At 40.7% G+C, this 16453-nt stretch carries 14 protein-coding genes; 9 read left to right on the plus strand and 5 right to left on the minus strand.

Annotated elements, in window-relative coordinates; all coding sequences use genetic code 11:
• Positions 1 to 51 precede the first annotated feature (51 nt).
• Positions 52 to 1692: a cellulose biosynthesis protein BcsE gene (gene bcsE / locus C727_RS18985; RefSeq protein WP_017444649.1), complete on the plus strand. Its 1641-nt coding sequence runs from the start codon at positions 52 to 54 to the stop codon at positions 1690 to 1692.
• A 159-nt stretch (positions 1693 to 1851) separates the two neighbouring features.
• A complete protein-coding gene (gene bcsG / locus C727_RS0105640; protein ID WP_017444651.1) occupies positions 1852 to 3462 on the plus strand; it encodes a cellulose biosynthesis protein BcsG in 1611 nt (536 codons plus the stop codon).
• Positions 3463 to 3502: 40 nt separating this feature from the next.
• On the opposite strand, the gene msrB is transcribed toward bcsG, so the two are convergent.
• The 5 genes from msrB to C727_RS18080 all read right to left on the minus strand — a co-directional run bounded on the left by msrB (position 3503) and on the right by C727_RS18080 (position 7864).
• Entirely contained in the window at positions 3503 to 3949 is a 447-nt protein-coding gene (gene msrB / locus C727_RS0105645) for a peptide-methionine (R)-S-oxide reductase MsrB (protein ID WP_017444652.1), read from the minus strand.
• Between the two features lie 81 nt (positions 3950 to 4030).
• The gene (gene azu / locus C727_RS0105650; protein WP_017444653.1) at positions 4031 to 4480 is read right to left on the minus strand and encodes an azurin; all 450 of its coding nucleotides are present in this window, start codon (positions 4478 to 4480) and stop codon (positions 4031 to 4033) included.
• 142 nt (positions 4481 to 4622) lie between these two features.
• Positions 4623 to 5063: a DUF3015 family protein gene (locus tag C727_RS0105655; protein ID WP_017444654.1), complete on the minus strand. Its 441-nt coding sequence runs from the start codon at positions 5061 to 5063 to the stop codon at positions 4623 to 4625.
• Between the two features lie 7 nt (positions 5064 to 5070).
• On the minus strand, positions 5071 to 6924 hold the full coding sequence (locus tag C727_RS0105660; protein ID WP_017444655.1) for an Lnb N-terminal periplasmic domain-containing protein: 1854 nt from the start codon (positions 6922 to 6924) through the stop codon (positions 5071 to 5073).
• A gap of 160 nt (positions 6925 to 7084) precedes the next feature.
• Positions 7085 to 7864 (minus strand): glycosyltransferase family 25 protein, encoded by a 780-nt coding sequence (locus tag C727_RS18080; protein ID WP_017444656.1) that lies wholly within the window; start codon positions 7862 to 7864, stop codon positions 7085 to 7087.
• Positions 7865 to 8282: 418 nt separating this feature from the next.
• On the opposite strand from C727_RS18080, the gene C727_RS0105670 reads away from it, so the two are divergent.
• From C727_RS0105670 to argS, 7 genes are all read left to right on the plus strand, one after another.
• Complete coding sequence (locus tag C727_RS0105670) at positions 8283 to 9473, plus strand: MFS transporter (RefSeq protein ID WP_017444657.1); 1191 nt, start codon at positions 8283 to 8285, stop codon at positions 9471 to 9473.
• A 243-nt stretch (positions 9474 to 9716) separates the two neighbouring features.
• A complete protein-coding gene (locus tag C727_RS18085; protein WP_017444658.1) occupies positions 9717 to 9923 on the plus strand; it encodes a hypothetical protein in 207 nt (68 codons plus the stop codon).
• A gap of 425 nt (positions 9924 to 10348) precedes the next feature.
• The gene (locus C727_RS18990) at positions 10349 to 10573 is read left to right on the plus strand and encodes an Arm DNA-binding domain-containing protein (protein ID WP_017444659.1); all 225 of its coding nucleotides are present in this window, start codon (positions 10349 to 10351) and stop codon (positions 10571 to 10573) included.
• A 589-nt stretch (positions 10574 to 11162) separates the two neighbouring features.
• Positions 11163 to 11471, plus strand: a complete 309-nt coding sequence (locus C727_RS0105685; RefSeq protein WP_017444660.1) for a helix-turn-helix domain-containing protein — start codon at positions 11163 to 11165, stop codon at positions 11469 to 11471.
• The gene (locus C727_RS0105690) at positions 11464 to 12690 is read left to right on the plus strand and encodes a type II toxin-antitoxin system HipA family toxin (RefSeq protein WP_017444661.1); all 1227 of its coding nucleotides are present in this window, start codon (positions 11464 to 11466) and stop codon (positions 12688 to 12690) included. Before C727_RS0105685 ends, C727_RS0105690 begins: the two co-directional genes overlap by 8 nt.
• 146 nt (positions 12691 to 12836) lie before the next feature.
• On the plus strand, positions 12837 to 14426 hold the full coding sequence (prfC, locus tag C727_RS0105695) for a peptide chain release factor 3 (RefSeq protein ID WP_017444662.1): 1590 nt from the start codon (positions 12837 to 12839) through the stop codon (positions 14424 to 14426).
• An 11-nt stretch (positions 14427 to 14437) separates the two neighbouring features.
• Positions 14438 to 16177: an arginine--tRNA ligase gene (gene argS, locus C727_RS0105700; protein WP_017444663.1), complete on the plus strand. Its 1740-nt coding sequence runs from the start codon at positions 14438 to 14440 to the stop codon at positions 16175 to 16177.
• The last annotated feature ends 276 nt before the right edge of the window (positions 16178 to 16453 follow it).

Here is a 16453-nt window from a genome sequence, read left to right on the forward strand (position 1 = left end):
ACCTGTATATACTGATACTTAAATAGTTTAGTCTACTTGGGTTGTTTATGTATGTGTAGCTTTACAATTGCCGGCCTACCCGAACAAGAATTGGCCACGTCATCCCAAAATAGTTATTTAATATTGGCAGAAAAACTAGATTTGGTTTTTAAGCTCAGTTATACCTTATTAAAAAACATTGTCGCTAAAAAGCAAGCGTTATTCTGTGTCTCTGCGGATATTGAAATTTTACGAACCACTTCTTTTGCAAACAATCAGACCTACTTTAAAACATTAGAAAGGAATAAAAAGCTACATTTGTTTGGGCCAACAGATTTGTGTGGAGATGTGTTAAAAACTAAACAAATTCGCGCAATTTTAAACGAGCTAAAAATTTACAAAAATTTTGCCGGTAGTGTGCTTATATTATCTCTAGATGCTAATCAGCTATATCATTTAAAAGAACAAGAGCTTGTTAACTTAGCTAATTATTTGAAAAGTCAAGCTGAGCGTTGGCAGTTAACTCTATATGTTAATTTGTATGGGCCTGCGACTCCGAAGTTGTCACCGAGTTTGCATAAGCTTGGAGAATACTTTTCGGGGTTCTTGACGGTGCAAGAACAGAGTCAGGTCACTCAGTTATTTATTGACTATTGGATATCAAGTGCAGGCGTTAGTTACCAGAAAAACATTTTGTTAGACGAGGATTCTGGTCAGTGGCAGGTAAGAGAAATACCCCCAAGTACTGACGTTAGCAAAGAGGAATATAATAGCGCTTATGATGAAAAAGAGGTTTGGGTTGTTGCTGCCGCAATTAACGCGCTTGCACAAATGCCGGCGGTTTATCGTCAAATAGAATCGAACCAAGCGCTGTTTAAAAAAGCGCAACAATTGACCGCGGCTACTGTGGTATTTGTGGTGACGCGACATACAGACTTAGTGTATTTAGCACGCCAATGTTATCGACTGCGAATAGAAAGAGGGGCTTGGTTAAAAATAGTGGTGCAAAATTTAGATGGTATAGTGCGCCATAGAGATGAGAGTTTATTGTTAAACTCAGGTGTTAACCTTATTTTGTATCAGCTATCCCATCCCTCTCGGTTTATTTCATCGATTGAGTCTATGCAAGGGTTAAAATTTACCCGTAAAATGCCACCAGACTTTGATTTTTTAGTTAAAAATATCGAAGTTAGCCGGGCCTATGGCTACCGAACTATGGATGCGTTTTGTAAGCAGGTTATTTCTGTTAGTCAAGCCGCAGACAATTTATCGGTTTCGTCTGTTCTGGTTAGACTGACGTTATTGCCAAGTAGTCAACCGATTCATGCGCTGCGCATACTCCAGGTTAAGCGGGAAGGGGATCTTTATACAAACTTTAAAAATGATATTATCCTGTATTTATCTGCATGTCGTATCAGTGACGTAGATCGAGCGCTAGAACATATGTTTTTTCTTGATGTGGACGAATTTTTTGTCCGTAAGAGTGTGATTTCAGAGCACTTTTATATTCAACAATTCTGCCGAGCTCAATTGAAAGATCCATTGTTACAGCAGGCACAAGATTATTCTACGCAATTAAACCAACAATTAATTATTGACGAGCAGGCTGATTATGAAAATGAAGATGCTAGCCAAGTTGCCGATAAGATCCGAGCGCTAAGAGTTGCCGATGCTGCCTACCCAGTTGAATTACCAATTAAGAGGGTGTTATGAATTTAACTGAATTAGCTGTTGTTATCGTATTTTCATTTTTAGCCGGTTATCTGTTTTGTTCGTTTGTAAATATATCAATTCGCCAGCTAAGGCGGTATTTGGTATTACTTACGTTCAGACATAAATATATTAAGCCTTATACAGGGACAGGAAAAAAACGTGATTAAAGCGAACGCGCAAAAGACATTTTATTTGCAGGGACTTGGGCTCTGGAATTTATATTTTTTTGTTAAATTTTACCTTCACCTTGAGCAAAGTATTCAGTTAGATATCACCGCGAACTTGGCGCTTGCTTGTTTTTTATCGGTTAATACACGAATCATCTGGCTGCAAAAGTGCAAACAGTGTTTTGCTGTCGTTTTTGCATTGTCTTTATTATATAGCGAATCTTGGTTGCCTCCATTATCGCAAATCAGCGACAATATTAAATTGCTGAGCAATTTTAGTTGGTCTTATTTTGTTGAATTGGGCGGCAGGTTTATTAGCTTAGAACTTATTTATGCCGCTATAATAGGTTTTGTTGGCTATCATTATTTATCGCGTTGGTTAAGGTTAACCAGTTTTAGTTTTGCTGGGTTATTGTGGTTAGAAGCCCAAGCTTTGATGCCAGCATCCATGCAACAGCCAGACCTGTTTGTTGAGCAAAAAACGCAGCCACAAAAAAAGAGAATGACCACTGAGCAAGACCTTAATGAAGAGGCCTCCTCACCTGAACAGCAGTTACTGCAGTTTTATCAGCATCAGCAAAATTATCCCGCTCAGGTACCCCAAAATAACGTCAATTTTGATGTATTATTATTGAACATTTGTTCCTTGTCATACGATGACTTAACGGCTGCTGGAATTGAAAGCAGCTCCTTGTTTGATAGTTTTGACATTGTTTTTAAACAATTTAATACTGCAACTTCATATAGTGGGCCGGCAGCTTTGCGACTGTTGCGTGCTAGCTGCGGTCATGTGCCGCACGCAGATTTATTTGAACAGGGGCCCAAAGCCTGTTATTTGTTTGAAAACTTAAAGTCTTTAGGTTTTAAAACCAGTTTAGTGATGAACCACGACGGCCATTTTGATAATTTTTTAGGTTTGATCCAAAATGAAGGGCACGTTGATGCAGCGCCTCTGCCGCTTGCTGGACGGGAAATAGAACAATATGCATTTGATAATACACCTGTTTACGATGACGCCGATATGTTAAAACAGTGGTTAAAACAAGTTAACGCTAGCCCCCAGCCGCAAGCCTTATACTACAACACTGTAAGTTTGCATGATGGTAACCGTTTAGTGGCCGCTGGAAAACTGGATGCAGTGACCAGTTATGCGCGCCGTAGCAAAAACCTGTTTGCTGATCTTAAGCAGTTTTTAGCCGATCTCGCCGCAAGTGGTCGCAATGTGATGGTGGTGTTAGTACCTGAGCATGGTGCCGCATTAAAAGGCGATAAAATGCAGTTCTCTGGCTTGCGGGATATTCCCAGTCCTTCGATTGTAAATGTTCCTGCGGCAGTGAAATTTATCGGCCCGAGCGCAGGTTACCAAAATCAGGCACAGGTGGTTGTGGCTGAGTTAGCCAGTCACTATACGTTAGGTACGCTGATAAAACGAGCAATTGATTTTGATGTATTTGCTAACCCATTGAACTTAAACGAGTTAGTTGCCGACTTACCCGATAACCGACTTGTTGCCGAAAACAAGGGCGCTGTATTGCTTGATTACAAAGGTAAACCCTATATAAAGCTGGCAGGAGATGATTGGCTGGTTTACCCAGGGTATTAAAACAAAGATAAGCCGGGTTTTGATCCCGGCATTTAAAAAGTTATTCGGCGACTTTTTTCAGTGCTAATGCATTCATGCAATATCTTAACCCAGTCGGTTCAGGACCGTCTGGGAACACATGCCCAAGATGGGCGTCGCAAGTGCTGCAGGTTGTTTCTATACGTTGCATCCCATGTGAAAGATCTTGGTGGTACGCAATAACGTTTTTACTAACGGGTTCATTAAAAGAAGGCCAGCCAGTACCTGAATCAAATTTGTTTTGGGCATCAAAAAGTAAAGTGTCGCAGCACACACATTGATATTTACCAGGTTCAAAAAGGTTACACATTTGGGAGCTAAATGCGCGCTCAGTGCCTTTTTCACGGGTCACATGAAATACATCTTCATCCAATAACTCACGCCACTGCTCAGGTGTTTTTTCGACCCTACGATCGGCCGGTAAATTGCCGTTTTTAGCTAGTTCAATAACGTCTTGCCAGTTAATCATGGTGTCTCCTTGTTAAGTGAGGCTGCTTAACGCCTTGCAGCCGTGAGTAAGTATAGACAGAGCTAACGAATAAAAAATTTCCTAGTTAACTATTTTTAACGACCCTTGCATCATCGCATAGTGACCTGGGAATGAGCAGAAAAACTGATAGTCTTCAGTTTTATTTAATTCTGCTACAGAAATTTGAGTACTTGTGGTTTCACCACCTCCTATAATTTTAGTGGCTGCAATCACTCTTTCATCATTATTTTTTAAATAATTATTATCCAACCCTTCAGACCAGCCATCAGAGGCTACTGTTTGCGCTTGTGCTTTAGTTGCTAAAACCCAGTTGTGACCCATTACGTTGGCGGGTAGAGAACCCGTATGTTTTAGGGTGACAGTAAAAGTATCACACGAAGCAGGCACTTTAATTTCGCTTTTGTTAAAACTCATAGCGTCGTTACTTTCTATCGTCGTTTGGCACTTCTCATTGGCCAAAGAAGCACTAGAAACAAAGGTTAAAAAAATAGCTGTAAGATATGCTTTCATGGCTCGACTCCTAAGTAGTATGTAGATGAGTTAAACAATAAACGAGCTGAGTGTGATGAGAGATCAATGTCGCCACTTGATTGTTATCTGGCGAGTAAATAATAATTGAGCCACAGGGTGTGGCTCAGCTAAGCTTATAAAATTATATGCTTGCCATTACAGAGCTATAATAGCTTTGAGCTGTTGGTTGACCATTAGCCAATTGATTAGCCATTTTGGTGCGAATTGCGGTAATAACTTGAGGTTGATTTGCTGTGTTGACTTCCAACATTTCTAACATAGCAGTTAGGTGCTCGCCTTGACCTTGTGACGTCTCTTCTAACACACGGTCGAAGTTATCTTGGATAAACTTAGCTGCAACAACGTTTTTGCCTTCGCAAGTGTCGGCAGAAGAGATTTTTGAAGAAACGGCTGTGGTCCCCAGGTCCCAAATGATATTTGAAATAGCAGCCGCAGTGCCGTTATCATCAAAAATTATTGCGCCAATACCACAATGCTTCCATGGATTAATTTTGTCATCAGCCATTGCATTTGATGAAATGAATGATGCGGCTAATAAAGCACTAATTGTTATTTTTTTCATTATTTATTTACCAGTATTTAGCTACGCTGAAGGAATACTCAAATGCCTTATCATATTGGATCGCAGTTCTTATATCCCAGTTTTCATTGGTTGAAAAACTTTGCTCCCAGATTAGGTAATTTGAACTATCTTCTGACGCACTTATATTAAAGGCTCGGCCGGTTTTGACCGACATTGCCCACCAAGGTGTTAACAATAACACCGCTTCAATTTCTGGTCCCGTCGATAGTTGAAAACTCGATAAGTCAGAAAATTGAATTTTATTTGCCAGAGACAAATTAAAGACGGAACCAGGTGTAAGTGTCCAACTTTGTCCCACATTGCCACTGACAAAAAACTCTGCACAATTTAGACAAGCTAAATTTTTAGCTCCGTAGCCCGAAGATAATGACCAAGCATATGCTTTATCTTCGGGCAAACCAGTTTTTGTAACGTTTAAATTATTTATTGAAAAGAAGATGAATTCACGAAGTGAGACATTATGATCATGAATTAATAAACTAACATCAAATGCGATAAGCTCAGACCAAGGGACGCGTGCCGAATTAGCGGTTAAAAAGTCATAATAGCCAGCTCTGAAGTTAATCAAATTGGCTGACCCATATTCTGTGTTGTAGATTTGCGAAATGCTAACTTTACTACTGGGTTGAGCTGTATGTGGCGCTTTAGGTCGGTTGCTCAGCCAATCTGGTTTACCGCTGGGTAATTTAAACCTATGGTTTAGCAATTTGTGACGGGTGCTTGTTTGATTATCCGTTAGAGATTTATTTTTTTGCTCTAGAAATGCAAAATAATCGTATAAAGTATCAATAATGCGTTTGCTGCTGGTCGCATCTCGATCAATGAGTGACTCAATTATTTGTTTGTCACCATTAATAATTTGTGTGACATCTCGCTTCTCGGAAGCGGTTAGCTGTATATATTTTTCGTATAACTGCTCTTGTCTGGATGGGTGATATATTATTTTACCTAGCAGGTGTTCGTTAGAGGAATGAGTAAGCTTTTTAATCACATCAAACGGCATCACCCAAGGCTTGAAGTCAACCATCAGGTTTACATTGCTCACTAGCTCAATAAGTTTAGCAAGTTGATACGCGCAGTTTTCACGGAAAAAATAATAGGTCAGGCTGTGGTTTTCCAGTTCCCATAAATGAGCTAACAAAAATTTTATTTGCATGGGACTAAAATTGAGCTGATATTCCCACATGTCTCTAAGTTCAGTTTCATTATAGGCTAGCTGATGGTGATGGTACTTTTGATTCGAGAAGCGTCCTTGATAGCCCCCTGTGATGCCATTAAAGATGTATTCAAGTTTATTGTCTGATGCAGGAACAATAGCGCCATAGCTGAAAGTATTGTCTAATAATTTGGTATTATGGTTTTGGTTTAGTTTAAGTAGTAAGTGACCAAACATAGATGCTGGGTTACCTAAATAACCACTAGCGTAAACTAAGCTAACACTGTTTGCTTTAAAGGCTTGCTGATAATCTGAGTAGTTGGGACATGTAACCTCGGGCAATTTTAATTGTTTAAGCTGTGTTGTCAGCCAGAGTTTTCGTGCAGGAAAGCGACACTGGGTTTTAGGCGCTTGAGTAAACTGGTGAATGGTTGCTGTGAGTTCTTGTTTAGGATCTAGCGCACCCTGCGTAGATAAATAAAAATCATTCTGCGATAGTCGGCCTTGTCTGGTAAACAAACCTGTTTCTATATGTAACAATCTTAACCAAGTTGGGTGCTGGCTTAATTGCTGCAAATTAGAGTTTGTAGGCACAGTTAGTTTTAGCATCAGTCCCTGAGCAGCGGCATTATTAATAAATAAATACAAACTTAATAAAGTCGGCAAAAAGTATTTTAAGTTCAATGTTTTTATTATCTTCCTTAATTTACAAATAGGTTACATCTAAACCTACTTATATTCAAGTGCTTATAGTTTAGGCATGCGATATTGGAATATCTGGTTTTTAACGCGAATTTCGAATTTGCGAGTGAAAGACTCATGATGTTTAAATTAGTTAAATATTTTATTGATCATTCACGAGAAAAGAACCTAAACCAGCACATTGTTTTTTATATTTTTTTAACTGCCATTCGTATCGGACTCGATATTTGATTTTTTTTAAAAAAGGTTTGTTGATTGTATTTATGGCCAGGTCGGTTTTTTTGATATCACTCGTAAAAGTTTCTTTTCGCTCGATAACGGCGGGGGATAAACCTAACACTTGGATGTCCAAATCCCAATAATTCTGAATATCCACGTCAATTGGCCGGCAAATTCTCTCGGTTGCTTTTAACAATTTTTTGGCACCAGTTAAAGAGACGGCTTGCGCTTTAGTGGTAATAGGGATTTTTGAGTACTGAATTAATTTAAATGGCGGTATTTGAGGTATGGCAAGTGACTCAGTTATTCTGGATTGGTCTTTTAAATATGTCAGCTTTATATAGTCCCAATTTTTGATGTGCTCAAAAACCCCATGCACATGACACAGGTTTTTGTTAATGATGCTGTCGTCTTCTAAAATGATTGCCCAAGGCAAGTTTTGACCGATGATTTTTTGCCAAATCAATCTATGGCTCAAGTAGCAGCCAATTTCTCCATTATTTAAAGGTTTAAAATAACGGTTTTGGTTTTGTTTTGTTGAATAAACAGCGTCAATTTCTGATTTAGATAAAATTCGGCCATCAACGGCCGCGACTCTTTCAAATGGAATCGCTAAAGCGGTTAACTGTTTTGCCATAAACGCATATCTATCTTGACTGCTATCTAGGTTTATTAAAAAAACTTTACCTTGGGGTTTATTCATTCGATATCGTTTTTAATTTTTGCTGAACATTTAAAAGGATGTTAACGATCATTTATTTCACCTTTGTGGCAATTTTGCTGTCGCAATTTGCAGCTTCCGTCAATATTCAAATAAGTCGGCCGCCGAATTTATCGAGGAAATTGATATTGAATTTTTTGTTACCTCCACGCATCTCGTGTTTGGCGCAACGGCATTGCCCATTTTTTGATCAGCACCAACTTCAAAGCAGTTCAACTTTTTATTTCACAGGCATAATAGTTTTTATATTTTCATTTAATACAAAAGTATTTTGTTGTTTGTGCTGTTTTTTGCAAATAAGAATAGCTTCACACTGTACGCTCTTATTAAACACTTTAAAAATGCGCAAGCATGTTTTTAACAACAGGCTCGTTATTTTAAATTTATATGAGGATACACAATGCCTATTGCATTATTTGCATTAACTTTAAGTGCGTTTGCTATTGGTACGACAGAGTTTGTGATAGTGGGTTTAGTACCAACTATAGCGATGGATTTGGGGGTTACATTGCCCAATGCTGGCTTACTCGTTAGCTTATACGCTGTTGGTGTTGCCGTTGGTGCGCCTGTTTTAACGGCTTTGACCGGAAAGTGGAACCGAAAGTACGTTTTATTAAGCTTGATGGCGCTATTTGTGACTGGGAATATTTTGGCATGGCAAGCACCAAGCTACGAGAGCCTGATTGTGGCTCGAATATTAACCGGACTTGCTCATGGTGTGTTTTTTTCCATAGGCTCAACGATTGCGATTGGTTTGGTCGCAAAAGAAAAAGAGGCCAGTGCTATTGCTATCATGTTTACGGGGTTAACTGTTGCCCTTGTAACTGGTGTGCCGCTAGGAACTTGGATTGGCCAGAACTTTGGTTGGCGAGCAACATTTTTAGTCGTTTCTGCTCTAGGCATGCTTGCTTTGATTGGTAGCGCGCTATTGGTTCCAAACAATTTAAAGCAGAGTAGACCAGCAACCTTAGTTGAGCAAATGCAAGTGCTTATTCAACCGCGACTCGTATTGGTTTATCTAATGACCATTTTGGGTTACGGTGGCACGTTCACTGCGTTTACGTATTTAGCGCCTATTTTGCAAGAAGAAGCTGGATTTTCGCCTTCTGCTATTAGTTTAATTATGCTGGTGTACGGCCTTTCTGTTGCCGCAGGTAACATTTACGGTGGCAAGTTGGCCGATAAAAAAGGACCAATTTGCGCGCTAACTATTATTTTTTCTGTTCTGGCCGTTATCCTTTTTGCGCTAACTTTCACCATGGCAAGTAAAATAGCAGCAGTGATCACTGTGTTGGTATGGGGAGCCTTTGCGTTTGGAAATGTACCTGGTTTGCAAGTATACATAGTGCAACTTGCTGAGAAGTTTACGCCAAATGCAGTAGACGTTGCTTCAGGTCTCAACATAGCGGCATTTAATATAGGCATTGCCATGGGATCTATGCTAGGTGGGACTATCGTCAATGGCATGGGGCTGTCTGATACTGCATGGGTCGGTGCCCTTATTGCAGTCTCAGCGCTGGCTGTAACAGGTTTTAGCGGCTATTTAGATAAGCGTGAACAGGCAAATACAGCCAGTTCTACTGAGAGCTAAAAATTAATAGTGAGTACTTTGTTTAAGGTGTGACTCAAACCACACAGATCCCTGAGCATTTAGCCTTTCTTTTAAACCATGAGGTTTAAAAATAGCGGAGGAAGGCTTTTTTGATACCTGGGCGAAAGAGAAAACCCATTTACCGCTGACCAAAGGCATGATCGACGCAATTGATAAACACGTGCGAGACGTGCCTTTACGCTGACAAATGAACGTCAAAAAGAAGCCATGGATTGCCACTTTGTGTATGCCATCGTGCCAAAGCACAATGTGGAAGATGTCAGTAAACAGCGCGCCGTACAAAAAGCGCGCGAGCAGGTTAATGCAGCCTCTACGCATATGACGCTGAAAGGTCAATCGCTCAGTAAGGAGCAGCTTGAATATGAAATTGAACGTGTTGCTGAGCAAATCATGGATAAGATGCCTTCAGACTTCTGGAACGAAGAATAAGCATAGCAAACGTTAATACGCTGATAGCGTATTGATAAAACGGTATCTAATACATAGATACCGAGGTTCACTTTTTAAAGCATAAAAAGTGGTTGATTCAAACGGGTGTAACTTTAGGTGTAAATAAGGGTTTTTAAGGTATGAGTGGTAGCAATTTTGTCCATGAAATCAATAAACGAAGGACCTTTGCTATCATCTTGCACCCCGACTTGAACCGGTAAGACAACTTAAGCCACCTAAAGCCTAAATATTAATAAAAACAAAATCTTATAAGGCGTCTTGGGTTGTCATATTGACCATCAGAGCCTACTTTTGCCACCCTGAGTCACAGGAATAGGTACAAATTTGGGTACAAATTCTTGTGTGCAAAGGGCTTAAAAAATTTTGTACCTTTTCTTAGTTTTCAATAACTTAGAGGAAAGAGTATGGTACTCACTGAATCGTGGTTAAAAGCGCAGTACGGTAAAGCAAAAACCAAAGAACTTGTAAAAGCTGATCGTGACGGGCTTTGTGTTCGTGTATCTCCAAAAGGTAAAGTGACCTATTCGTTGCGGTACTCCTACGCCGGTGGCCGAAAACGGGTTGATCTTGGTTCCTATCCGTTAATGTCGCTCAAAGAAGCTAGGGGGCGAAGCGCTCAGGCTTCGTAAAAAGCTAGAAGAGGGACATGTGTCCAAAGATTGTTCGCCAGCTTGAGAAGCAAGCTATTATCGCCGCTGAATCCCTTTCAGGGCTTTTTGACCTTTGGTATGACTCATACTGCATAAAGAACAAAAAAGGCCATCATGAGATCAAGCGAAGGTTTGAGCTTCATGTATTCCCTAAACTCGGTTCACTGCCAGCCGAGCGCATCACTTTGCGGAGGAGTTAACAGAGGATAGTGTGCAGATCCCTGAGAGCCTGGCGCTTTACATTGATTACAATGCCATGGCGATGACTATCGCTCTTGTCTTGTCGTCAAGCTTAAGCCCCAAAAGTTTAAATTAGGATGTCTATCGGTACTATCAGTACCAATATCCGCTTTATTTTAAACCGTGCGGTTTATATTCTTTGTTTTTTACGGCAGTTATCGCCGTGTTTTGCTGGTTTGTTAAACCATTTTTTGAGAAAATATCTATAATTATGTATCATTGGGTTGATGGTGATATGTTTTTATATATCGTTATTGTGCTATCTAGGGTGCTGTGATATAGTTTTATAGATATTGTAGAAATGTAGATATAGAAAAGCAGATCAAGAATGGCTTATATCAATGATCAGATACTGGAAGCGCTGCGAGAGGCGCGGGCGCGTAAGGGACTTAGCCAGCGGGAGTTAAGTGCGCGTTCTGGTGTGCCGCAGAGCCATATCTCCAAGATTGAGGCGGGTGGTGTTGATCTGCGTATGTCCAGTTTGATTGCTTTGGCGCGTGTGTTGGATTTGGAGCTGTTTTTAGCGCCTAAGAAGTCCATGCCAGCTATTAAGTCGATTACGCGCTCTGCTGTCGGCGGAGACGAGTTGGAAGCTGTGTCGCCAGCTTATACTCTGGACGATGATGGCGATGAGTAATGTGTCTACATTAAATGTTCTGCTTTACGGTCAGCCGATTGGGACGATTACCAATGTTGGGCATGACAGAACATTATTTGCGTTTACGGATGAATATATCAGCAATGAAGCACGGCCAGTTTTAAGTCTGGGGTTTAAGGACTCTTTGGGTGGTCTGATTACGGATTTTAAGCCGACACAAACCAAGCTAACGCCGTTCTTCTCGAACTTGTTGCCAGAAGAAACAATGCGTCATTATCTGGCGGAACGTGCGAATGTTAATCCGGCGCGTGAGTTTTTTTTACTGTGGTTGTTGGGGCAGGACTTGCCTGGTGCGATAACTGTCGTACCCGCTGGCGGTGAAATGCTTCCACCCAATGTGCATGAAGAGGTGGAAGAGGGAGACGCACCAGAACAGCCTATGCGGTTCTCATTGGCTGGGGTACAGTTGAAGTTTTCAGCGGTGCAGCAGGCAGCGGGTGGTTTAACTATTCCAGTATCAGGAACAGGTGGTTCTTGGATTGTGAAGTTGCCGTCCTCACGTTTTGAGGCGGTGCCAGAAAATGAATTTGCCATGATGGAAATGGCGCGCATGTTGGGTATGGATGTGCCTGAGACGCAGCTTTTATCCATTGACCAAATCGGCAATTTTCCTGAAGGGATTGGTCGATTTGGGAATAGTGCTTTTGCGATTAAGCGTTTTGATCGTAACGCCGATGGCACGGCTATTCATATGGAAGATTTTGCGCAGGTCTTTGGGGTTTATCCTGAGGACAAATACAAGAAAGCCAGTATGCGCAACATCGCTCAGGTTATCGGCCTGGAAGGGCATGAGGGTGATGTGGCGGAGTTTATTCGTCGTCTGGTGTTTAATACGCTGGTCGGTAATGCGGATATGCATCTTAAGAACTGGTCGGTGATATATAACGATAAGCAAAGTGCCTCGATAGCACCAGCTTATGATTTTGTGTCAACCATTGCCTATATTCCTGATAACAGTGCGTCTCTTAAGGTGAGCCGCACGAAGAAGTTCAGTGAATTTACGTTAGATGAGTTGTCGCACTTGGCCGCTAAAGCCATGCTGCCAGAAAAGCTGGTGCTGGATACGGCGCGTGAAACGGTTTCGGCTTTCCATGAAATATGGAACCGTGAAAAGACAAACTTACCTCTCACAAAGCATATGATTGAGGTAATTGAAAAGCATTTACAAAACGTGCCTTTGGCAGGCACGGGCGCATAATACGCCACAATTTAATCGCTCTGGATTGATGAACAATACGGGAGTTTTTGCTGGCTGTAGGCCGTGGCAGACAACTTGGAAATCAGGGCTTAGAGTTAACTTTATTTATTTGTATAAATATTTGTACAAAATGGGAATTTAGATACATGGCTGAAGCCAATTTTGTCAATGAAATCAATAAGCGACGCACGTTTGCTATCATCTCGCACCCTGATGCGGGTAAAACAACCATCACGGAAAAAGTATTATTATTCGGAAAAGCGCTACAAAAAGCAGGTACAGTCAAAGGCCGCGGCTCAAATCAACATGCTAAATCCGACTGGATGGAAATGGAAAAAGAACGTGGTATTTCAGTTACTACGTCGGTTATGCAGTTTCCGTATAATGATTCTTTGGTTAATTTATTAGATACCCCAGGGCACGAAGACTTTTCCGAAGATACTTACCGAACCTTAACAGCTGTCGACTCCTGTTTAATGGTAATAGATGCGGCAAAAGGGGTTGAAGACAGAACCCGTAAATTAATGGAAGTGACGCGTTTGCGGGATACGCCCATTATTACTTTTATGAACAAACTTGACCGCGATATTCGTGATCCTATGGAGTTATTAGACGAAGTTGAAAGTGAGCTGGATATAGCGTGTGCACCAATCAGCTGGCCAATTGGCTGTGGAAAAAACTTTAAAGGTGTTTACCACATTCATCGAGACGAGAGCATCTTGTATCAAAGTGGCCAAGGCCATACCATTCAAAACAGCCAGATCATTAAAGGGTTAAATAACCCTGAGTTAGATGAGGCAATTGGTGAAGAGCTCGCTAGTGAGTTGCGTGATGAGCTGGAATTAGTCATTGGCGCTTCGCATGAATTTGATCAAGCGTTATTTTTAGACGGTCAGTTGACGCCAGTATTTTTTGGTACCGCGTTGGGTAATTTTGGTGTTGATCATATGCTTGATGGGTTAACCAAATGGGCTCCTGCTCCTCAGCCAAGGCAAACGGAAGATCGTTTAGTAAATGCTGATGAAGAAAAATTCAGTGGTTTTGTTTTTAAAATACAAGCGAATATGGATCCTAAACATAGAGACCGCATCGCCTTTGTTCGGATCGTTTCAGGTTGTTATCAGCAAGGCATGAAGTTTAACCATGTCCGAATTGGTAAAAATATCAGTATTTCAGACGCAGTGACTTTTATGGCCGGCGATCGAGAAAGAGCTGAAACAGCTTACGCAGGTGATATTATTGGCCTACATAACCATGGTACCATTCAAATAGGGGATACTTTCACACAAGGCGAAAAACTCAAATTTAGTGGTATACCAAACTTTGCACCTGAATTATTTCGTCGCATTCGTTTACGCGATCCCCTTAAACAAAAACAATTATTAAAAGGATTGGTTCAGCTATCCGAAGAAGGGGCTGTGCAGGTCTTTCGGCCACTGCAGAATAATGATTTAATTGTGGGGGCTGTCGGCGTGCTGCAATTTGACGTTGTGGTTGCTCGATTAAAAGCTGAATATAATGTTGATGCTATTTATGAGTCTATCAGTGTTGCGACAGCGCGCTGGGTGACTGGCTCAGATAACAAAAAATTCGAAGAATTTAAACGTAAAGCAGAATCTAATCTGGCATTAGATGGCGGTGATAATCTCACTTACATAGCGCCAACTATGGTGAATTTAAGTTTGGCCGAAGAAAGATACCCAGATATACAATTTCTTAAAACGCGCGAACATTAAGACGGTTATTGATGAAAATAAAACAAATTTTAGCGGAAAAAGTACAAGCGGCAATGCTCGAGGCTGGTATTCCCGCCGATTTTACAGCTCAAGTGGCGTATTCAAAACAAGCCAAGTTCGGGGATTACCAAGCCAATGGTGTTTTACCCGCAGCGAAGCAGCTTAAAACAAACCCCAGAGCCTTGGCTGAACAGGTGTTAGCAAAGTTAGATTTAACCGAAATCGCCGAAAAAGTAGAAATTGCTGGTCCCGGTTTTATCAATATCTTTTTGTCGAGTGAGTGGTTGGCTGATCAATTGAACACTCATTTTGACGATGATCGCTGCGCGGTTGCACCGGTGAAACAAAAACAAACCTGTGTTGTAGACTATTCGTCACCTAACTTGGCTAAAGAGATGCATGTTGGCCACCTACGTTCAACTATCATAGGTGATGCTGTTGTTCGAGCATTAGAATTTCAAGGTCACAAAGTCATTCGCCAAAACCATATGGGTGACTGGGGTACTCAGTTCGGAATGTTAATAGCGCACTTGGAAGATACCTTAAAACAAGACTCGGTTGCTGAAGTTGCGCTGGCTGACTTAGAAGGTTTTTACCGAGATGCTAAAAAACGTTTTGATGATGAAGCTGACTTTGCTGATAAAGCACGAGAGTATGTTGTTAAATTGCAATCGGGTGATGCCCGTTGCAAAGCATTATGGCAAGAGTTTATCGAAATTTCAGTGCGCCACAGTGAAGAAGTCTACAAGAAGTTAAATGTTACTTTAACGCGTGAAGATATACGTCCGGAAAGTGCCTATAACGAAGATTTACAAAATATTATTGATGAGTTGGTCAAAAAAGGACTTGCAGTTGAAGACCAAGGCGCAAAAGTTGTCTTTTTAGAAGAATTAGCCGACAAAGAAGGCAAACCATCACCGGTTATTGTGCAAAAATCTGGTGGCGGTTTTTTATATGCAACGACCGATTTAGCTGCGCTTAAATATCGCAGTAAAACGCTAAAAGCCGACCGAAATTTGTATTTTATAGATGCAAGGCAGTCATTGCATATGAATCAGGTTTTCACAATTGCAAAAAAATCTGGTTTAGTTGATAAAAGTATCAGTTTAGAGCACCATCCGTTTGGTACTATGATGGGCGAAGACGGCAAACCATTTAAAACTCGAACCGGTGGTACGGTTAAGCTTGCTGAGCTCCTAGATGAATCGGTTAGCCGCGCGGCGGCGCTTTTAGCTGAACGAGAAACCGATCTAACCGATGAAGAGCGTCAAGAAGTGGCACGTAAGGTTGGCATAGGTGCAGTTAAATTTGCCGATTTATCAAAACATAGAACCAGTGACTACATTTTTAACTGGCAAAATATGTTGAGTTTTGAAGGGGCCACAGCACCTTATTTACAATATGCCTATACTCGCATTCAGTCTATTTTCCGTAAAGCGGGTATCGATATTGCGCAGCTTGATGGACAAATTCAATTGCAAGCACCGCAAGAAAAAGCACTTGCGATAAAACTATTACAGCTTGAAGATACATTAGAGGTCGTTACAGCAGAAGCGCTTCCTCACCTTTTATGTTCCTACTTATATGAAGTATCAAGTTTGTATATGAGTTTCTATGAGGCATGTCCAATACTTAAAGAAGATACTTTGGAGGCAGACAAACACAGTCGTTTGGCGTTGTCACGCTGGACCGCCAAAGTGCTTGATCTAGGCCTATCCCTTCTTGGCATAGAGCGCATGGAAAAAATGTAATCTTTTGTTAGTTTTTTCTTCAAAGCCAGCCTAAAATTGCTGGCTTTTTATAACCCAGTTTGAATAAACACCATAAACAAAAAAAATATTATCTACTCAATTATCATCAAAAAGTATATAAAATCGTCAAAATATCACCAAATTGCATAACTATAACGTTTTAGCCGTCTAATATTTCCTTTTTTTGTTAACATATTCGAAGAAAATACCAAAATTATTACTAATTTATAGAAAACTCTTTGCATTTTACCTATGACTTTAGCTAAGATTTAACAG

The organism is Gayadomonas joobiniege G7 (assembly GCF_000300815.1).
GTDB classification, from domain to species: Bacteria; Pseudomonadota; Gammaproteobacteria; order Enterobacterales; family Alteromonadaceae; genus Catenovulum; species Catenovulum joobiniege.